Source organism: Neobacillus citreus, assembly GCF_018343545.2.
Classification (GTDB): Bacteria; Bacillota; Bacilli; order Bacillales; family Cytobacillaceae; genus Neobacillus; species Neobacillus citreus.
In genome coordinates, this window is the sequence record NZ_JAGYPE020000037.1 from 1 (window position 1) to 20,342 (window position 20,342).

The 20,342-nt window shown below is 41.2% G+C and carries 18 protein-coding genes, 2 tRNA genes and 2 other annotated features; of the genes, 15 read left to right on the plus strand and 5 right to left on the minus strand.

The features are described 5' to 3' along the window. Positions 1-181 precede the first annotated feature (181 nt). On the plus strand, positions 182-1,018 hold the full coding sequence (ku, locus tag KHB02_RS18290) for a non-homologous end joining protein Ku (protein WP_213145328.1): 837 nt from the start codon (positions 182-184) through the stop codon (positions 1,016-1,018). 31 nt (positions 1,019-1,049) lie between these two features. Here the strand turns inward: ku and KHB02_RS18295 are convergent, their stop codons facing one another. The 3 genes from KHB02_RS18295 to KHB02_RS18305 all read right to left on the minus strand — a co-directional run bounded on the left by KHB02_RS18295 (position 1,050) and on the right by KHB02_RS18305 (position 1,610). Next, a complete protein-coding gene (locus KHB02_RS18295) occupies positions 1,050-1,337 on the minus strand; it encodes a DUF6509 family protein (protein ID WP_213145153.1) in 288 nt (95 codons plus the stop codon). Between the two features lie 99 nt (positions 1,338-1,436). Beyond that, positions 1,437-1,528 (minus strand) — tRNA-Ser (locus KHB02_RS18300). A gap of 8 nt (positions 1,529-1,536) precedes the next feature. Next, positions 1,537-1,610 (minus strand) — tRNA-Gly (locus KHB02_RS18305). Between the two features lie 212 nt (positions 1,611-1,822). Here KHB02_RS18305 and KHB02_RS18310 point away from each other — a divergent pair. Genes KHB02_RS18310 through KHB02_RS18320 form a run of 3 tightly spaced genes read left to right on the plus strand, consistent with a single transcriptional unit; the run spans position 1,823 to position 5,360 of the window. After that, a complete protein-coding gene (locus KHB02_RS18310) occupies positions 1,823-2,572 on the plus strand; it encodes a DeoR/GlpR family DNA-binding transcription regulator (RefSeq protein WP_213145154.1) in 750 nt (249 codons plus the stop codon). Next, entirely contained in the window at positions 2,569-3,483 is a 915-nt protein-coding gene (pfkB, locus tag KHB02_RS18315; RefSeq protein ID WP_213145155.1) for a 1-phosphofructokinase, read from the plus strand. The genes KHB02_RS18310 and pfkB overlap by 4 nt, the downstream gene beginning before the upstream one ends. 14 nt (positions 3,484-3,497) lie before the next feature. After that, complete coding sequence (locus KHB02_RS18320; protein ID WP_213145156.1) at positions 3,498-5,360, plus strand: PTS fructose transporter subunit IIABC; 1,863 nt, start codon at positions 3,498-3,500, stop codon at positions 5,358-5,360. A gap of 29 nt (positions 5,361-5,389) precedes the next feature. Here KHB02_RS18320 and KHB02_RS18325 read toward each other — a convergent pair whose 3' ends face one another. Further along, positions 5,390-6,667, minus strand: coding sequence for a bacillibactin exporter BcbE (locus tag KHB02_RS18325; RefSeq protein ID WP_213145157.1), 1,278 nt, complete (start codon positions 6,665-6,667; stop codon positions 5,390-5,392). A gap of 189 nt (positions 6,668-6,856) precedes the next feature. After that, positions 6,857-7,109 (plus strand) — a binding site (T-box leader). A gap of 36 nt (positions 7,110-7,145) precedes the next feature. Then, positions 7,146-7,393, plus strand: a binding site (T-box leader). Positions 7,394-7,452: 59 nt separating this feature from the next. Between KHB02_RS18325 and trpE the strand changes: the two genes are divergently transcribed. The 11 genes from trpE to odhB all read left to right on the plus strand — a co-directional run bounded on the left by trpE (position 7,453) and on the right by odhB (position 19,924). Then, positions 7,453-8,838, plus strand: coding sequence for an anthranilate synthase component I (trpE, locus tag KHB02_RS18330; RefSeq protein WP_213145158.1), 1,386 nt, complete (start codon positions 7,453-7,455; stop codon positions 8,836-8,838). Next, on the plus strand, positions 8,835-9,446 hold the full coding sequence (locus KHB02_RS18335; RefSeq protein ID WP_213145159.1) for an anthranilate synthase component II: 612 nt from the start codon (positions 8,835-8,837) through the stop codon (positions 9,444-9,446). The genes trpE and KHB02_RS18335 overlap by 4 nt, the downstream gene beginning before the upstream one ends. Further along, a complete protein-coding gene (gene trpD / locus KHB02_RS18340; RefSeq protein WP_213145160.1) occupies positions 9,418-10,443 on the plus strand; it encodes an anthranilate phosphoribosyltransferase in 1,026 nt (341 codons plus the stop codon). The genes KHB02_RS18335 and trpD overlap by 29 nt, the downstream gene beginning before the upstream one ends. Further along, on the plus strand, positions 10,444-11,235 hold the full coding sequence (gene trpC, locus KHB02_RS18345) for an indole-3-glycerol phosphate synthase TrpC (protein WP_213145161.1): 792 nt from the start codon (positions 10,444-10,446) through the stop codon (positions 11,233-11,235). Beyond that, the gene (locus KHB02_RS18350; protein ID WP_213145162.1) at positions 11,232-11,855 is read left to right on the plus strand and encodes a phosphoribosylanthranilate isomerase; all 624 of its coding nucleotides are present in this window, start codon (positions 11,232-11,234) and stop codon (positions 11,853-11,855) included. Before trpC ends, KHB02_RS18350 begins: the two co-directional genes overlap by 4 nt. Next, complete coding sequence (trpB, locus tag KHB02_RS18355; protein WP_213145163.1) at positions 11,852-13,057, plus strand: tryptophan synthase subunit beta; 1,206 nt, start codon at positions 11,852-11,854, stop codon at positions 13,055-13,057. Before KHB02_RS18350 ends, trpB begins: the two co-directional genes overlap by 4 nt. Continuing rightward, on the plus strand, positions 13,054-13,833 hold the full coding sequence (trpA, locus tag KHB02_RS18360; protein ID WP_213145164.1) for a tryptophan synthase subunit alpha: 780 nt from the start codon (positions 13,054-13,056) through the stop codon (positions 13,831-13,833). The genes trpB and trpA overlap by 4 nt, the downstream gene beginning before the upstream one ends. A gap of 135 nt (positions 13,834-13,968) precedes the next feature. Beyond that, the gene (locus KHB02_RS18365; protein WP_213145165.1) at positions 13,969-14,376 is read left to right on the plus strand and encodes a hypothetical protein; all 408 of its coding nucleotides are present in this window, start codon (positions 13,969-13,971) and stop codon (positions 14,374-14,376) included. A 172-nt stretch (positions 14,377-14,548) separates the two neighbouring features. Next, positions 14,549-15,619: a tRNA 2-selenouridine(34) synthase MnmH gene (gene mnmH, locus KHB02_RS18370; protein ID WP_213145166.1), complete on the plus strand. Its 1,071-nt coding sequence runs from the start codon at positions 14,549-14,551 to the stop codon at positions 15,617-15,619. 179 nt (positions 15,620-15,798) lie between these two features. Beyond that, on the plus strand, positions 15,799-18,648 hold the full coding sequence (locus KHB02_RS18375; protein WP_213145167.1) for a 2-oxoglutarate dehydrogenase E1 component: 2,850 nt from the start codon (positions 15,799-15,801) through the stop codon (positions 18,646-18,648). Next, positions 18,641-19,924, plus strand: a complete 1,284-nt coding sequence (gene odhB / locus KHB02_RS18380) for a 2-oxoglutarate dehydrogenase complex dihydrolipoyllysine-residue succinyltransferase (protein ID WP_213145168.1) — start codon at positions 18,641-18,643, stop codon at positions 19,922-19,924. Before KHB02_RS18375 ends, odhB begins: the two co-directional genes overlap by 8 nt. A 55-nt stretch (positions 19,925-19,979) precedes the next feature. Here the strand turns inward: odhB and sda are convergent, their stop codons facing one another. Further along, positions 19,980-20,105, minus strand: coding sequence for a sporulation histidine kinase inhibitor Sda (sda, locus tag KHB02_RS18385; protein ID WP_378583628.1), 126 nt, complete (start codon positions 20,103-20,105; stop codon positions 19,980-19,982). Positions 20,106-20,342: the final 237 nt, after the last annotated feature.

A 20,342-nucleotide genomic window follows, 5' to 3' on the forward strand; every position in this document is an offset into this window, starting at 1 on the left:
TACTTTCTTAACGCATAAATTCAACTACGCCTCTGTCTTCGTCCTAACGGACTCGCCAATCGGCGAGTTTTCATTTATTATATTGGCTGAAAAACAAGCCTTTCATCCATTTCCATTTGTTTTTAGGAATGTTAGCTCAAAGAGATCAAAAACTAATAACAAAAAGATTGGAGAAACGTTTATGCATACAATGTGGAAAGGCAGTATCAGCTTCGGGCTTGTTAACATTCCCATCAAGCTTCATACGGCAACTGAAGATAAGGATATCAAGCTGCGTACACTGCATAAGAAATGTCACGCCCCGATTAAATATGAAAAAGTTTGTACTGTTTGTGAAGAAGAGGTTAAACCAGAAGAGATTGTAAGGGCTTATGAATATACGAAAGGAAAATTTGTTGTTCTTGATGAGGAAGATCTAGAAAAACTGCGGAAGGAAAATGAAGAAAAGGCTGTTGAAATTATTGACTTTGTCAAAATTGAAGAAATTGACCCAATTTACTTTGAGAGAAGTTATTATATGTCACCAAATGAGGGAGGAGGTAAGGCCTATTCACTTTTGCGAAAGGCATTAGAGGAATCCCAAAAGGTAGGGATAGCTAAAATTGTGATAAGATCGAAGGAACAGCTTGCGGTTATTCGCGTCTATGAGAACACCTTAGTCATGGAAACCATTCATTATCCAGATGAAGTTCGTAAGGCTGCGGATGTTCCGAATGTGCCTTCAGAAGATAAGGTAACGAAAAAGGAATTGGATACAGCTATTTTGCTTATTGACCAATTAACATCCGCATTTGAGCCGGAAAAATACACAGATGAATATCGAACTGCCTTGCTGGAATTAATCGAATCAAAACGACAAGGAAAAGACACAGTAACCGCCGCAACGAAGGAAGTTGCGACGAATGTAACTGATTTAATGGCGGCCCTTCAGGCCTCAATTGATCGCACCAAGCCGAAAAAGACTGCTGCAGCTCCTCCAAGAAAGAAGACAGCGACAAAAGTCAAAAAAGAAGCGTAAAAAAAGGAAAAGCAGGGGAAGTCCCCTGCTTTTAATCTTCTCTAATTATGCTCTGGCAGTAGTCAAAAACTATTTGCTCTTCATCCTCTTCAAGAGCAAAATCAAATACTTTATCGCTCCCTTTTTCAAAAAAGTGATAATTGGAGATTTTTGATCCGTTCTCGTCCACTACAAAAAGGACCCTTAACCCAACACCGTTATCAGAAAAAAGTTCATCCTCTTCATCTATATCAAGGTCAAGAAAAATCTCGTAACGGTCCCCCGATAATAAACCAAATGGATCTTCCAATTTTTCTAATGTATGACCCGTAATATTCAACTATATCATCCTTTGCATAAATTATTGACTTTATTATTATGACATATTTTGTTTCAATAAGAAAACGCCAGAAATCTCTGGCGTTTTTAGTCCTATGTATGGCGGAGAAGGTGAGATTCGAACTCACGCAACGGTTGCCCGTCCTAACGCATTTCGAGTGCGCCCCCTTATAACCACTTGGGTACTCCTCCAAATCATTTGGAGCGGGTGAGGGGAATCGAACCCCCGCCGTCAGCTTGGGAAGCTGAAATTCTACCATTAAACCACACCCGCATAATTAAAGACAAGATAATTATAGCATAATACTAATAAGAGTGGTAGAAAAAAATTTAATGAATGCAAAAACATGAATGGTTTTGGAAGGATTTTTTATTTTTTACTTAAAATCAGTCAAAATATTGGATGTTTTTGATTGAAAACGATTGATTTTTGCAATCGGTTACAGTATTATATAAACATAACAATAAAAAATAGGTGGTGATGACTTGTTAACTCCTGAACGTCATCGGCTTATTCTACAATTATTAAAGGAAAAGGGTATTATTAAAATCCAGGAAATCATGGAGCTAACGTGTTCCTCCGAATCAACGATCCGCAGGGACTTGTCTCAACTTGAGGAACAAAAGTTTTTAAAAAGAATCCATGGTGGTGCATCAAGGCTGCAGGGAAAACTCCAGGAGCCTAGCATGATAGAGAAATCCTCCAAAAACCTTCATGAAAAACAGTTGATTGCAAAATATGCGGCTGGTTTAGTGGAAGAAGGGGATTGCATTTATTTAGATGCAGGGTCAACTATTTTTGAAATGATTGATAGCCTGCCAAACGATATTGTCGTGGTAACAAATGGTTTTATGCATTTACCGGGGTTATTAAATAAAGGTATTTCTACTTTCTTAATTGGCGGGTTTGCAAAACAAAAAACAAATGCATTAATTGGCCGGGGGGCCCTGGAAAGTCTTGAATTCTACCGTTTTGACAAATGCTTTATGGGTGTAAATGGCATTCATCCTCAATTCGGCTTTACCACCCCAGACCAAGAAGAAGCAATGGTAAAGCAAAAAGCGGTTTTCTTATCAAGGGAGGCTTTTGTACTGGCAGACAGTACTAAGTTTTCGGAAATATCATTTGCCAAAATTGCCGATATTCATGAAGCCTCGATTATTACAAATGAACTAGAAGAAGAAATTGGACATCAATATTTAAATAGAACCACAATAAAGGTCGTGACAGCATGATTTACACATTAACGTTAAACCCTTCGGTTGACTATATTGTGAAACTTGATAGCTTTCAGTTGGGAGAATTACATCGAACTGAGAGCGAAGCAAAATTTCCCGGAGGAAAGGGAATTAATGTTTCAAGAGTTTTAAAGCAAATGGAAACGAACAGTAAAGCGCTTGGTTTTATCGGAGGCTTTACCGGAGCATATATTGAGCAATTTCTTGAAAAAGAAAATATAGAAACAGATTTTGTGAAGGTCGTAGAGGACTCTAGGATTAATATAAAGCTTAAAACAGGCCAGGAAACAGAAATTAATGCAAAGGGACCGGATATATCAGAGACTGCTTTCGGCTTGCTGAAGGATAAAATTTGCCAACTAAATGCGAACGATTTATTAGTCTTGGCGGGAAGTATACCAGGCTCATTGCCAAAAACTACTTATGAAGAGCTAGTTAAAATCAGTAAAGAAACTGGAGCGCAATTTGTTGTTGATGCTGAAGGGGACTTATTGAAAAATGTACTAAAATTTAAGCCGTTTTTAATTAAACCAAACCATCATGAGCTAGGAGAACTGTTTGATACCGTAATATCAAGCCCTGAGGAAGTCATCCCGTTTGGGAAAAAGCTTGTCTCGATGGGAGCTGAAAATGTCATTGTATCACTGGCTGATCAAGGAGCGGTATTCATTAATAAGGATAGTACGCTGCTCGCTAATGTTCCAAAAGGTAAGGTTAAAAACTCGGTTGGGGCCGGGGATTCTATGGTGGCGGGGTTTTTGGCCGCTTACGAAAGAACAGGAGATTTAATCGAAGCATTCCGATATAGTGTTGCCTCAGGAAGTGCCACCGCTTTCTCGTTAGGACTTTGTACTAAGGATCAAGTGGCTGAGCTTATTCCACAAGTTCAGATTAAGGAAATCAGGTAGAGGAGACAACCAAAATGAAAATTACTGAATTGCTTACAATAGATACAATCCTTTTAAATATTGATGGTAAACAAAAAGAAGAAGCAATTGACCAGCTTGTCGATGTACTGCAGAAGGCGGGAAAAATAACAAACCAAAATGATTTTAAATCCGCCATTTTAAAAAGAGAAGGCCAAAGTACAACAGGAATCGGCGACGGAATTGCGATTCCACACGCAAAAACGGCGGCAGTTAAAGAAGCGGCTATTGCCTTTGGTAAATCCGTTACCGGTGTTGACTATGAATCGTTGGACGGAAAGCCTGCCCATTTATTTTTCATGATTGCTGCACCAGAAGGGGCTAATAACACTCATTTGGAAGCCTTGGCACGTCTGTCCGGATTGTTAATGAAAGCTGAAGTACGGTATGAGTTATTAAAGGCCGCATCTGCGGATGAAATAATAGGTATCATCAACCGTTTTGATAAAGAGGAGAAAGCGGAGGCAGTATCTGAGACGAAAAAGAATTCAATTGTAGCAGTGACTGGATGCCCAACCGGTATCGCCCATACTTATATGGCGGCAGATTCCTTAAAGGCCAAGGCTGCTGAATTGGGTGTCAATATCAAGGTTGAAACCAACGGTTCTGGCGGAGCCAAAAATGTTTTGACTAAAGAGGAAATTGAAAATGCAACAGCAGTTATTGTAGCTGCCGATATCAATGTCGAAATGGAACGGTTTAAAGGAAAACATGTCATACAGACGGCGGTCGCTGATGGCATCCGGCGCCCGGAGCAATTAATCGAACGGGCTTTAAAAAAGGACGCTCCAGTCTACAATGGCAGCGGCACTGAAGGTACTCAAAAATCAGAGCAAAAAGGTTCAAAAACGGGATTTTACAAGCACTTAATGAACGGTGTTTCAAACATGCTTCCATTTGTTGTTGGGGGCGGAATCCTAATTGCAATCTGCTTTATGTTTGGCTATAACTCCTTTAAGCCGGACGATCCATCCTATAATCCGATTGCTGCGGCATTAATGACCATTGGCGGCGACAACGCATTTAAACTGATTGTACCCGTTCTAGCTGGATTTATTGCCCTCAGCATTGCAGACCGCCCTGGTTTTGCAGCCGGTATGGTTGGCGGTATGATGGCGGCAAACGGAGGCGCAGGTTTCCTAGGCGGGTTAATTGCCGGATTCTTGGCTGGTTATATTGTTCTGCTTTTAAAGAAAGTATTTGCCGGACTACCAAAGTCGCTGGAAGGAATCAAAGCAATCTTAATTTATCCACTTTTAGGGATCGCCATTACTGGATTTATTATGCATTATGTTGTTAACAAACCGGTAGCATGGTTAAATACAGAGATTACTCATTGGCTGACAGGTCTCGGGACTGGAAACGCTGTTCTTTTAGGGATTGTATTAGGTTTAATGATGTCGTTTGATATGGGCGGCCCTATTAATAAAGCGGCCTATGTATTCGGTACAGGCTTGCTGGCGAGTGGCGTTTACGAACCAATGGCAGCGGTTATGGCGGCAGGCATGGTGCCGCCATTAGGAATTGCTATTTCCACTACACTATTTAAGAAAAAGTTTACGACTGAGGAACGAGATGCGGGTAAGGCTTGCTATGTAATGGGATTATCGTTTATTACAGAAGGTGCGATTCCATTTGCGGCAGCAGACCCATTCAGGGTGATACCATCCGTTATGGCAGGTTCTGCGGTAGCCGGTGCTCTATCCATGGCATTTCATATTGGCTTAAGGGCACCTCATGGCGGAATCTTCGTCGTACCATTAGTAGAAAACGGAGCTCTTATGTACGCCCTGGCAATTCTTGCTGGCGCGGTTGTTTCAGCGTTATTAATCGGATTCTTGAAAAAACCAGTAAAATAATAGAAAAAGCCGGCATCTTTGGCCGGCTTTTAACTTTTTTCCGGAGGCGGTTTAATGGCGAAAAGAGCCACAATGGCTGCCAAGACGCTTAAACTGCTCATTAAAATAAAAATCCAGTGGTTCGGAAACTTCATCAATAAAGCGATAATCGGAGGTCCGGCAGCAACGCCAATAAACCTCATCGAACTGTAAAGTGAGGTAATGGTGCCCCGCTCTTTCTTTTCGACTCCCTCTGTAATAAGCGCATCAAGAGAGGGGAGGCCTAGACCAATGCCAATCCCCGCAATCAGAAACATGCAAATCATAAACCAAAGCTTAATGGAAATCCATAAGGCCGCAATAGAAAGCCCTGCAGCAAGAATTCCGCCAAATGTTAACCACTTCATTAACACTTTATTTTTTTTAATCACCTTTCCGCCGATAAAGGAGGATAAGCAAAGTGCTCCAAGAGGTAATGCCAAAAAGAACCCTTTCTTAAGATCTTTAATGCCATATTCTTTTTCAAACACTTCTGATAGGTAAAATAAGATGCCAAACAGAACAAGCATAAGAATACCGCCAATAAAAAAGATGGCATATAGCCAACGACCGCTTTCAGCAAAAGTCTTTTTAACATTCATAAAGAAATCCCTAAATGGGATTGTTTTTTGCTTTTTTTGTGGTGATTTAACAAGAAATACCATCATAAGTACTGAAATAAGGCAAAATACAGGGATCGAGAAAAACGGCAAAAACCAGATAAACCCAGCTAAAATGGCTCCGAAAATCGGACTTAGAACCTTGCCAAATGTGTTGGAGGTTTCGATAATTCCTAAGCAGGTGCTAACATCATCCTCATTTTTAAACATATCACCGACTAGCGGCAGGACAATCGGAAATGCCCCAGCTGCACCAACCCCCTGAAGTGCACGTCCGACTAAAACCAGCCAATAAGCGTCCAATTTCCAAGAAGCCCATCCCGAAAGCAATCCCCCGAGCGCGGCGATAATTAAACTTGGGATAATTACTTTTTTCCTGCCGATATGATCAGATAGATAGCCGGCAACTGGTATTAAGATAATGGCTACGATTGAATAAACAGTTATAATTAAACTCGACTGAAAGGAAGAAATGGATAATTCCTTCTCCAATGCCGGTAATACCGGAATTAACATGGAATTTCCTAAAGTCATAACCAATGGTATGGAAGATATAGATAGAATTGCCCACTTCTTGTTAGATATCTCACTTGATCGATTTTGGCCAGCCTTTGATTGCTTCTTTTTAGCGGTCCGTGGATTATTCCACAATTGTTCAATGTGTTCCATTTATCCTCTATCCCGCCTTTTTTCTTTGTACTGTTAATATTCACTATTTTGATTTAAAAAAACTTAAGGAAGTAATCCTTTTACTGGTAAGGGAAATTAGATTGCTTTTGTGAAAAATTCGATAATTCTAAAATTAATCCCTTGACAATATACTGGTTATTGTAATAACATAAAAAACAACAAAATGAACTTGCGGCAGTGATGAAGAGTAGTAGCTTTTACGGATTCAAAAGAGAGCTGATGGTTGGTGAAAATCAGTGATGACGTTTAAGTGAATGGACTTCGGAGCCTCCAAACCGAACCTTCCATAATTGGACCAGTAGGCTTTGGCGAAATCTCATCGTTACATGAGACAGATATTAAAGTATTTTTCTTTGATATCGGTAAAGTGAGCTAATTAGTTAGCTAATGAAGGTGGCACCACGGGTCTCCCGTCCTTTTTAAGGACGTGAGGCCCTTTTTTATTGAAAAAAAAATAATGAAATCGATGAGCAAGAGGAGTACGCATATTTGTTTCTTTCCAGAGAGTCGGGGAATGGTGTGAGCCCGATAAGAAAGGATTTGCCGAATGGACTTGCGAGAGACATCTTGAACTAGAGTAGGGATGTACGGAGTTCCACCGTTAAAAGGATAGGATATCGAGTTATTTGCTCTGTATCTGAAACGAGGAAGCAAACTAATTGCTTCAAAATGAGGTGGCACCACGATCCGAGATTCGTCCTCTATATTCATAACCATGTTATGAATATAGGGGACTTTTTTATTTTCTGAAGGGAGTCTGAACGATGAACATTAAAATTTTTATGAAAGAAATAAGCGGTGATACTCTAACGCCCATTTCCATTTTGCAAAAAATCAGCGGAAAGAAGAAATTCTTACTGGAAAGTTCCCATAAATACAATGATTCCGGCCGCTATTCCTTTATTGGCGCAGACCCAGCCATTGAGCTTGTTTCCATAGGAAAGGAAAATCGCGTGATTAAAAGAAATGGGCAAACGCAGGAAATAAGCGGAAATCCATTAGACGTTATCGATAATCTTCTGCCTTCGATAAAACTTGATGAGCTGCCATTTCCGTTTATCGGCGGGGCGATTGGCTATGTCGGCTACGATATCATCAGACAGTATGAAGTGATTGGTAAGGAATACCCGAACAGTTTGAATATGCCGGATGTCCACCTAATGGTGTATGAGGAAGTGATTGTCTTTGATCATCTTGAGGAGAGGGTATTTATCGTCGGTATTCCACTTCAGGATGATTCAGACGGTGCAAGTATTGAAATGAGAATCGACAAAAGGCTTCAGGAATTAAAAACACCTAATGTTTATGATGAGGAGAATAGTTTTATCTTGTCAGGATTTGAATCGGAAATTTCTAAGGAAGCCTTTATCAAGAATGTTGAAATTGCTAAAGAGCATATTTTAGAAGGTGATATTTTCCAGGTTGTCCTATCGAGGAGGATGAAAGCAGCCTTTGAAGGCTCTCCATTATCGCTTTATCGTAAACACCGGGCTAACAACCCGACGCCCTATATGTTCTACATCGACTTTGATGGCTATACCGTGATTGGTTCATCGCCTGAGAGCTTAATTAAGACAAGAGGTAAATCAGTCATAGCCAATCCGATAGCCGGAACAAAAAGACGAGGAAAAACCGCAGTTGAAGATGAAGCCATTCAAAAGGAATTATTGGCTGATGAAAAAGAATTGGCTGAACATAAAATGCTCGTGGATCTTGGCAGAAATGATTTGGGAAAGGTTTGCGAATTTGGTTCCGTTCAGGTTGATCGGTACATGGCCATTGAAAAGTTCCGCCATGTTATGCACATCGTTTCTGAAATCAGCGGAACCCTCATGTCAGATAAAACTGCGCTTGACGCGCTTGCTGCCTGCCTCCCGGCCGGGACGGTATCAGGAGCACCAAAGGTTAGGGCGATGGAAATCATTAACACACTTGAAAAATCAAAACGAGGTCTCTATTCGGGAGCGATTGGTTACTTTTCAGTGAATGGAAACATGGACTTTGCCCTTGCGATTCGGACGATGATATTAAAAGACGGAAAGGCATTTATTCAAGCTGGGGCCGGCATTGTCCATGATTCCGATCCTGAATCAGAATATGAGGAAACCTTAAATAAATTAAAAGCATTTTTGGAGGGAACCCCGAGATGATATTACTCATTGATAACTTTGACTCATTTACCTTCAACCTTTATCAGTACTTGGGAGAATTAGGGGAAGAAGCTGCAGTTTATCGAAATAACCAGATTAGTCTAGAGGAAATCAAGGCTTTGAATCCAAAAGCAATTATCCTCTCACCAGGGCCTGGTAAACCGGAAGATGCAGGGATCTGTATCGAGATCATTAACAAATTCTATAATAAAATTCCTATTTTAGGAATTTGTCTTGGGCACCAGGCAATAGGGGCAGCATTCGGAAGTGAAATTAATAGAGCAAAACAAATTAAACATGGCAAAACTTCGTTCATCAATCATAATGGCAGCGGCATTTTCAATTATTTATCCTCACCATTGGAAGTGATGCGTTACCATTCATTAAAAATTGAAAAAGATACGATGCCGCCAGAACTTGAGTGTATTGCTCATTCCATGGATGATAACGAGGTTATGGCGATTAAACACGAGGATTACCCGGTTTACGGGCTCCAGTTTCATCCAGAATCTATTGGGACTCCATTAGGAAAACAAATGCTTAAAAATTTCTTACTTGAAATAGGAAGGATGGATACAAATGAAGGAATATTTACTACAGTTAGCTGAACAACGGTCATTCTCTGAAAACGAGATGAAGGAAGCAGTTGATTTTATATTAGGTGAAGAGGTATCGGAATCGGAAATTGCCGCTTTTTTAATGGGACTTAAATCTAAGGGTGAAACAGTTGATGAAATCGTTGGCATTGTAAAAGCATTAAAAGGAAAGACATTGTCATTTAAAAAGAAGTTTCCGAATGCTTTGGATAATTGCGGAACTGGCGGTGACGGTTCTTCAAGCTTTAATGTAAGTACTACTTCTGCTTTTGTCCTCGCTGCGGCTGGAATACCAGTTGCTAAACATGGAAATCGAAGTGTTTCCAGTAAGACAGGAAGCGCTGACGTTCTGGAATACTTAGGCGTCAATCTTAATTTACCAGCAGAAAGTACGGAAGAGATCCTAAGCGAAATCGGGATTGCTTTTTTATTTGCCCCACATGTGCATCCAAAATTGAAAAAGGTGACGACCGTTAGGAGACAGTTGAAAATCCCGACAATTTTTAACTTTATCGGGCCTTTGACAAATCCAATCGAATTGGACTATCAACTTCTAGGCGTGTATCGCCGAGATCTTTTGCCAGTTTTTGCAGAGGTGTTAAATCAGCTTGGACGCAAGCGGGCGATCGTCCTAAATGGCGCCGGCTTTATGGATGAGGCATCCCTGCAGGGAGAAAACCATTTGACTATTTTAGAAGATGGAGTCATCACAAGCCAATCCTTTTATCCTGAAGATGTTGGTTTGCCAACCTATGATAATAGCTTCATAAAAGGCGGCGATGCGATGGAAAACGGCGAAATCTTACGGAATGTGCTAAGAGGTACAAAGGGTCCTTATCGAGATACCGTACTCCTAAATGCTGGCCTTGGTATTTTAACAGCCGGAAAGGCAGACACCATTAAAGAGGGTATAAAACTAGCCGCAGAAGTCATTGATTCTGGAGCGGCCCATCACAAATTAGAAGTATTAATTGAAAAATCACGAGCAATGCAAAGAGAGGCGATATAAGTGACAACGATATTAGACCGAATTATTGAACAAAAGAAACAGGAACTGGCTCTCCTGCAGAATCAGAGTGATTTTTATCCGGCAATAGGTCGTGAAAAAAGATCGTTGCTTGATAAGCTTCAAAAGTCACAGCAAATATCCATTATTGCTGAATTCAAGCGGGCTTCACCTTCGAAAGGAATGATTAATAATGGTGTGGAACCGGCTGTACAGGCTTCCATTTACGAACAATCCGGTGCCAGCGCCATCTCCGTTTTAACTGACCAAACTTTCTTTAAAGGGTCTTTTGAAGATTTAATAGCGGTAAGGGAAACAGTGCAGCTGCCGATCCTTTGCAAAGACTTTATTATCGATCCGCTGCAAATCAATAATGCCTGCGCACATGGGGCTGATATCATCCTATTGATTGTCGCTGCGCTTGATGAAAAAAAATTAACCGAATTATATCAATATGCCACAAATTTAGGTCTAGAGGTTTTGGTGGAGGTTCACAATCAGGATGAATTGGAAACGGCCCTAAAGACCGGGGCAAAGCTGATTGGCGTGAATAACCGTGATTTAAAAACCTTCCAAGTATCACTTGAAGTTACTGAAAAATTAGCAGCGGCGGTGAAACAATCAGGTGCTTTCTTAATAAGTGAAAGTGGACTTCATAGCCAGGAGGATGTTAACCGGGTTAGGAATGCTGGAGCAAATGGCATTCTTGTAGGGGAAGCCTTTATGAAAAGTGCAAACCTCAAGCGAACCTTTTCAGATTTTCAATTGCCGCTAATAGAAGGTGCACGGCCATGAAAGTAAAAATCTGCGGGATTATGGATGTTGACACTGGACTTGCGGCAGTGGAGTATGGTGCTGATGCACTTGGCTTCGTGTTTGCAAAAAGCAAGCGGAGAATAACCGCTGAGAAGGCACAAGAAATCATTTCCGAATTGCCTAAGGAAGTATATAAGGTCGGTGTTTTTGTCAATGAATCACAAGCTGAAATTGAACGGATTGCTGCAATTGCCGGCCTGACTCATATTCAACTGCACGGAGAGGAATCGGAAAACTTTAGTGAATCCCTTTCGCTCCCGGTGATCAAGGCTGCCAGTTTTGAAGGAAATGAGAAATTAGCGGAACTTAGGGATTTTCCTGCTGAGTATATTCTTCTTGATGGCCCCAAAGGGAAATACCACGGGGGAAATGGGACAGCATTCACATGGAGTGAGGTGAATACCGGACTCCTTGAGGGGAAAAAGGTCATCCTGGCCGGAGGGCTGCATCAGGAAAATGTAGAGGCTGCCATCAACACCATTCAACCATATATGGTCGATGTGAGTTCCGGGGTAGAAACCGATGGGGTAAAAGATCTGGCGAAAATAAAAGCATTTTTAGAAAAAGCAAAAAGCGAACGCAAGGAGGATATTATATGAGTACTTATACCTTACCGAATGAAAAAGGCCATTTTGGCATATATGGCGGGAAATTTGTTCCTGAAACACTAATGAAGGCTGTAACAGAACTGAATGAAGCCTACAACGAGGCAAAAAATGACCCAGAATTTCAAACTGAGATTGATAGATTACTAAAGGAATATGTTGGCAGGGAAACCCCGCTTTATTTTGCGGAAAACCTGACAAAGCATGCCGGGGGGGCCAATATTTATTTAAAAAGAGAAGATTTAAACCATACCGGTGCTCATAAAATCAATAACGCGATCGGTCAGGCGCTGCTTGCTGTCCGTATGGGAAAAAGAAAAATTGTAGCGGAAACTGGCGCCGGCCAGCATGGAGTTGCCACAGCTACCGTTTGTGCACTGTTAAACCTTGATTGCATCATTTTTATGGGGGAGGAAGACATCAGGCGGCAGGCCTTGAACGTGTATCGGATGGAGCTTTTAGGTGCGAAGATAGTCAGTGTAACATCAGGCAGCGCGACCTTAAAGGATGCCGTAAATGAGGCCCTCAGGTATTGGGTCGCCAATGTCGATGATACCCACTATTTATTGGGGTCCGTGTCCGGCCCACACCCATTTCCGGTCATTGTCAGGGATTTTCAAAGTGTCATCGGCATGGAGACAAAACAGCAATTCTTAGCAAGGAACGGGAGCCTTCCTAATGCGGTCGTAGCCTGTATTGGGGGCGGAAGTAATGCGATGGGAATGTTCTATCCTTTTATCGAAGATGAAGAGGTAAAACTCTTTGGTGTGGAAGCCGCCGGTCATGGTGTTGATACACCATTTCATGCTGCGTCGCTGACAAAAGGGAGACCGGGAGTCTTGCATGGAGCCTTAATGTACGTTTTGCAAAACGAAGATGGCCAAATTCAAGAAGCACATTCCATTTCCGCCGGGCTCGATTATCCGGGCGTGGGGCCGGAGCACAGCTATCTAAAGGACAGCGGGCGGGCTAGCTATCACTCGATAACTGATAAAGAAGCCCTTGATGCCTTTCAGCTATTATCGAAGCTTGAAGGAATTATACCGGCACTTGAAAGCTCCCATGCCGTTGCGTTCGCTGTAAAATTGGCTGGTCAGCTTGGAGCCGGCCAAAATATTGTAGTCTGCTTATCAGGGCGTGGAGATAAAGATGTGGATGCAGTCAAATCAAGACTTAAAGGGGGCAGCGGAAAATGAACCGAATTGAACAAGCTTTTCAACAATTGAATAAGGAAAATAAAAAAGCTTTTGTGCCTTATATAATGGCCGGAGATGGGGGTTTGGAGAACCTGCCTGAAAGGCTGGCACTGTTAGAAAAATTCGGGGCAACGGCGATTGAAGTGGGTGTTCCTTTCTCTGACCCGGTTGCTGATGGTCCTACCATTCAGCGCGCGGGTATTAGAGCATTACAAAATGGAACCACATTAAAAGGGATTTTAAAAGAAATCACCAAAGCACGTGAATCAGTCACTACTCCTATTATTCTCATGACCTATTTAAATCCAGTTTATTCATACGGAATCGAGACATTTGTCCGTGACGTTCAAACTGCAGGTGTCGCAGGCTGCATTATTCCGGACCTGCCTGTGGAGGAAGAGGAAATCATTGCCCCGCTGCTAGAACAAGCGGAAGTGGAATTGATTCGACTTGTAACACTGACTACACCAATCGAACGGATCAGAGAGATTTCTAATAAAGGTAAGGGATTCTTATATACCGTTACTGTCAAAGGGATTACAGGAACAAGAAACGAATTTGGTAATGAACTGCATTCATTTTTACAAGCTGTTAAGGTAGTTAGTCCGATTCCTGTATTAGCGGGCTTTGGCATCTCAAATCAAGAGCAGATAAAGGAAATAACGAAGTATTGCGATGGGGTAGTAGTTGGCAGTAAAATTGTCGAGTACTTTGCCAATAACCAGCTGGAAGAAATGGAAGAATTCATGTCCATTTATAAACAAACACTCGCATAAAATGAAGGAGGCGTCTCGAGATGCCTCCTCTTTTTAAGTAAAAATGTGTCAATTGTTACATCCGTTTTTTTTTATATTGATTATAATTTGCTCAAATGGGTATAAGAAATTAATATTCTTGAGGATGAGAAAAGTATGAGAGTGTCTGAAACAACCAAACAATTATATTCTTTAAGCGTTTCTTTGGAGTGTTTTGAAGGGATTTCTCATCATGTCAGCATAAATTTTCTTAAAGAAAGGTTTGTTTATACCGAATGGAGAAATCAACCGGAGCAGCATTCGGTTTCACCCCTTCCCGTGTTTAAGCCAGGAAGCCTAGAGCAATTTAAAAGAAAAATTTACTCAATGAGAATTTGGGAATGGGAACCAACCTATCAAAAGGAAAATGGAATTGTACTTGACGGAAACTTTTGGACAGTAACCCTGAAAACACAGGAAAAAACCTATGAATTTGGCGGAATGGAGAGCTTTCCGGCTAATTGGGGAAGGTTTCTAAAGGCATTGGAGATGTTGGTTGGAGTACCGTTTGGTAAATTGGTATAATGTAAAATGTTGGATGGAAATCTTAATTTCTTGATAGGCTTGCTTAACTCCTATATAATTTGTATATAATTACTTTAATGAACTTGACTTCAAAAAACTTCCCAGATTGAGGAAGTTTTGTTTGTTTTTCATCAAAATTTAGTAAAACAGTAGCTAGGAGTTTAATGTAAACATGAAGGAAATTACAGTAGAAGATTTATTGAATTTATCTAACCCAATCATTATTGACGTACGTTCACCAATCGAATTTAACGATGGCGCTATTGCAGGAGCGATTAATGTGCCTTTGTTTTCGAATGAGGAGCGTCAGGAAATAGGTACGATTTATAAGCACGAGGGCCAGGCAGCCGCAAAATGGCGGGCAATGGAATTGGTTTCGCCAAAGCTTCCCCGGATGTTGAATGAAATTAAATCCTATTCCGAAAAAGGAGAACTTGTTGTCTACTGTTGGCGCGGCGGTATGCGCAGTAAAGCCGTCGCTACCTTTTTGGAATTTGCAGGTATATATGCATGGCGTTTAATTGGCGGTTATAAAGCCCATCGTCATTTTATCCTTGAGAAAATTCCAGCGATGGTTCCGAATCAGGCTGTCGTCATTCACGGAATGACCGGTGTTGGTAAAACTGAGGTTTTAAAGCAATTGAAAAAACAAGGCTATCCCATTTTGGATTTGGAAGAAATGGCTGCACACAGGGGTTCTATTTTTGGAACAATCGGTCTTAATGAGGGCAATAATCAAAAGACCTTTGATTCTCTATTATTTGATGGGCTTCGGGAAATTCAGGGTGCTGATTACTTCCTGGTTGAAGCTGAAAGTAAGCGGATTGGAAAGGCAGTACAGCCTGAAGAATTGATGGATATTAAATTTAAAGGCTTAAACATTTATATCCATTCCCCTCTCGAGCAGCGAGTAAAACATCTGGTATCCGAGTATGTTTTACCATACAAGCAGGAGCCTTGGTTCCATGAAAAAATCTCGCTTGGAATTGAAAAAGTCATCAAGCGTGTTAAGGATATTGAAATTAAAAACACGCTTTTGGAATATTTAGAAGAACGGAATTATCGGGATATGATTTCCATTTTGCTCGAGCATTATTATGATCCCCGTTACACTCATGCCAGACAGGACTATATAGGGGATTTTTATGATATTTTTGCAAAAGATCCTTCGGATGCTGCTGAAAAAATTGCGCTAAAGCTGAAAGAGTTATCTTTTTCCCCTGTTATTTCCGTTAATTCATAAGTATATTGTCATAACTTTGCACACGTTTTCGAACGTGTGCTTTTTTCTTTAATTAAGAAATTATTTGTTCGTGAATGACACACACTAAAATGTAAACATTACATAAAGATATAGTGATTTTGGTTCATGCTGTATTTTGTCAAAGTGAAATTTACATATGTTTTAAGGGGGATTGATGGATGAAGGGGCCTAATGAAAATAGAAAGGCTATTTTGGATGAATTCCTTGGTCCAAATTTAGGTTATGTCATTGACCAATTTGAAAGGTATAAAGAGGACCCAACGGCAATTGAACCGGAAATGAGAATGTTTTTTGAAGAAATGAATGATGAGGAATTTTCCTCCTTCGTATCTATTAAGCCTGATATTCATGAGGGTAAACCATTACAAACAGAAAAAATACATGCTGCCATAAAACTTGCTGAAAATATCCGAACATTTGGCCATTTGGCTGCCAATATTTATCCATTGGGAAATTATACACCTGATATTTCTCATCTGGATCTCAATAGCTATGGCTTGACAGAAGAAGATTTAAGGAGTCTTCCCGGGCAGATTATTTCAGAAAATGGACCGGTATCGGGCCAAACTGCATTTCATGCATATATGAAACTTAAAGAAGTGTATACAAAATCGATTGCATATGAATTCGATCATGTCCATGATGTTGCGGAAAGAAACTGGCTAATCGAAAGGATTGAAAATGGAAGGCTCCAATCCCCGCTTCCAAAAGAAAAACGAATAGAAATATTAAAAAGGCTAACTGAAGTGGAAGAATTTGAGAAATTCCTTCATAAAACTTTCGTAGGACAGAAGCGATTTTCCATTGAAGGACTGGACGTAATGGTTCCCTTAATCGATGAAATAATCGCCGAAACCGTTCGGGATGGAGCGGAATTTATTAATATTGGAATGGCCCACCGCGGCAGATTAAATGTACTTGCCCATGTTCTAGGCAAACCATATGAGATGATTTTCGCGGAATTTCAGCATGCGCCAAATAAGGAACTTGTTCCTTCTGAAGGGTCAGTTGGGATTAACTTCGGCTGGACCGGTGATGTTAAATACCACCTCGGGTTAAACCGGCAGCTTGCAGGTGAAAATGCAGTAAGGGCAAAAATTACATTGGCTAATAATCCTAGTCACTTGGAATATGTTGGTGCTGTGGTAGAAGGGTTCACGAGAGCAGCACAGGATGATAGAAGCGCATCGGGATACCCAACTGAAGATTATAAGGCTGCTTTGGCCATTCTAATTCATGGCGATGCTGCATTTCCTGGTGAAGGGATTGTGGCTGAAACCTTAAACTTAAGCAGTTTAAGAGGTTATCGTACCGGAGGAACGATTCATATTATCTCCAACAATATGATCGGATTCACAACTGAATCCCATGACTCACGTTCAACAAGGTATGCAAGTGATTTGGCAAAGGGGTTTGAGATTCCAATCATCCATGTTAATGCCGATGACCCGGATGCCTGCATCGCCGCCGCTGTTTTAGCTGCCGAATACAGGTCGGAGTTTAAAAAGGATTTCTTGATTGATTTAATTGGTTATCGTCGTTTTGGTCATAACGAGATGGATGAGCCGATGACAACCAGCCCGCAAATGTATACCGTTGTTCAAAAGCATCCTACCGTGAAGGAACTTTACGGGAAGAAACTTGGCAATGAAGGGCTGGTAACGGATGAGGACATAGGAAAAATTCAAAAGGATATTCAGGAACGGCTTGTTAAGGCAAATGATAAGGTGTCTAGAATTAAGCATGATGAAGAAATTACGATACCGGAACCGCCATTATTCAATATAGAGAGAGCAACATATGAAACAAAGGTGCCGCTTGAAACTTTGAAAAAAATGAACGAAGAGCTGCTGCAGTGGCCGCAGGATTTTAAAGTGTTTAATAAACTTGAAAAGATTTTAAAAAGAAGAATAGAAGCATTTGATGAAACAGGGAAAGTCGATTGGGCTTTAGCAGAGTCACTTGCTTTTGCCTCTATCTTGGCAGATGGGGTCCCAATCCGCATATCAGGACAAGACACTGAACGCGGAACCTTTGCTCAAAGAAATCTAGTCCTGCACGATTATCAATCAGGTAGGATGTTTCTTCCTCTTCATCAATTATCAATAGCAAAGGCTTCCTTCGCCGTATACAACAGTCCATTAACTGAGGCAGCGGTGGTTGGCTTTGAGTATGGCTATAATGTCTTTTCACCGGAGACTTTAGTGATCTGGGAGGCCCAATATGGGGATTTTGCTAATGCGGCCCAGGTTATGTTTGATCAGTTTATCGCAGCCGGGAGGGCAAAATGGGGACAGAAATCTGGATTGGTTCTCCTTCTTCCTCATGGATATGAAGGTCAAGGACCAGAGCATTCTAGTGCGAGGCTGGAGCGATATTTACAGTCTGCTTCCGAAAAAAACTGGGCAGTTGTCAATCTAACCACAGCAGCACAGTATTTCCATCTTTTACGCCGTCAGGCTGCTATGCTCGGTAAGGAGGAAGTAAGGCCCCTTGTGGTCATGTCTCCAAAAAGCTTATTAAGGAATCCGGTAGTATCGTCGTCCGGCTATGATTTAAGTGAAGGGGAATTTAGACCGGTCATCGAGCACTTTACACACTCCAGGGATCATCAAAAGGTCGAGCGGATTGTTATGTGTTCGGGAAAAATAGCCATTGACATCGCCGAGCAAACCAAGGATCCAAGCGGATTTGACTGGCTTCAGGTGATTAGGCTGGAGGAAATCTATCCGTTTCCGACAATGGACTTGAAAAATATTTTTGCAAAATACCCGAATATAAATGAAGTGCTTTGGGTTCAGGAAGAGCCTAAAAATATGGGTGCCTGGACGTTCGTAGAACCACGGATTAATGAACTAATCCCTGCTGGAATAAGGGTTGAATTTATTGGCCGGAGGCGCCGGTCAAGCCCTGCTGAAGGCGAACCAAACGTTCATAAATTAATCCAATCAAAAATTCTTGGTGCTGCACTTTCAAGGGCTGAAGAAGGAGGATCTAGCCATGGCTGAAATTAAAGTCCCAGAGTTAGCTGAATCAATCACAGAAGGAACAATTGCTAAGTGGCTAAAAAACACAGGGGAACATGTTGAGAAGGGTGAATATTTAGTTGAGTTGGAAACGGATAAAGTCAATATCGAAATCATATCCGATTTTTCCGGCACACTGACAGAACAGAAATTTTCTGAAGGAGACACCGTACGCGTCGGAGAAACGATCGCTGTGGTTGAAGAGGGCGTGGGGCAAGCAGCTCCTGCTGCTGTCTCAGAACAGGCTCCACAGCCTCCAGCTGCAGTCCCAACAGAGGTTCCGCCTGCACCGTCGAATAATACCGGTTCGGTTGAGACGGCTGGTATACAGCAGGATAGAAAAGAGGAATCAGGAAAGCGCCCAATCGCTTCGCCTGCTGCCCGTAAACTAGCAAGGGAGAAAGGTATCAATTTACAAGAAATTCCGTCATCCGACCCATTAGGAAGATTAAGAAAACAAGATGTCTCATCATTTCAGCCTGGTATGAACCCGGCTGGGCCGTCAGTTTCTAAAAGGGAAGCATTAGTGGAACCGATGAAAGTTGAAAATCCGGCAAAACCAGTTATCAATGAGAGAATGTCCAGACGCCGCCAGACCATTGCAAAGCGGTTGCTCGAGGTAAAGCAGTCAACCGCCATGTTAACAACTTTTAATGAAATTGACATGACAGCGGTAATGGACCTGCGAAAACGCCGGAAGGATAAATTTTTCGAAGAGCATGATGTTCGGCTGGGCTTTATGTCCTTCTTCACAAAAGCTGTAGTTGCTGCATTGAAAAAATACCCTTATTTAAATGCCGAAATTCAAGGCGATCAAATTTTAGTTAAAAAGTTTTATGATATTGGCATTGCTGTAGCGGCAGAAGAAGGTCTAGTCGTACCGGTTGTTAGAGATGCCGACCGAAAATCATTCGCTGAAATTGAAAGTGATATTATGCAGCTTGCTGAAAAAGCAAGAGCAAATAAATTATCATTAAAGGACTTACAAGGAGGCACCTTTACGATCACGAACGGCGGGGTTTTCGGGTCCTTACTTTCAACGCCAATTTTAAACGGGCCTCAGGTTGGGATTCTTGGCATGCACACAATCCAGCTACGCCCTGTGGCGGTTGACAAGGACAAAATGGAGAATCGCCCGATGATGTATGTTGCCCTTTCTTATGATCACCGAATTGTCGATGGCAAAGAGGCTGTAAGCTTTTTAAGTACAATTAAGAAACTCCTTGAGGACCCGGAAACGTTACTGCTTGAAGGATAATATGTCAAAATAAATTAGGAAAACCGCTGATAATCGGATCAGCGGTTTTTAATGTCTAGCGATTTTTTAATGGCCTTAATCCACGTCGTTCAATTTCATCTTTAAGAATTTTTATCCATTCCTTTTCCTTACCAGACTTCAATGCATCCCGATACGAAAGAATTAGCTGTTCATTACTCATAATCTTCAATTAAGAATGCCCTCCTCTGAAAGTGGATTGAATATTCAGTTTTTACTATTGTAATGGTTTACAATGGATTTGAGAACCCTTACTGATAAAATTTTCACAAATTTGTCATTCTTAATTACGGGCTATGTTTACTATAAATGGAAATATTATATTTAAAAAATATTGAATATTCCAAAAAATATGTTAACATACATTTTGTAAGCGTTTTATTTTATTGAATTGTAAAGT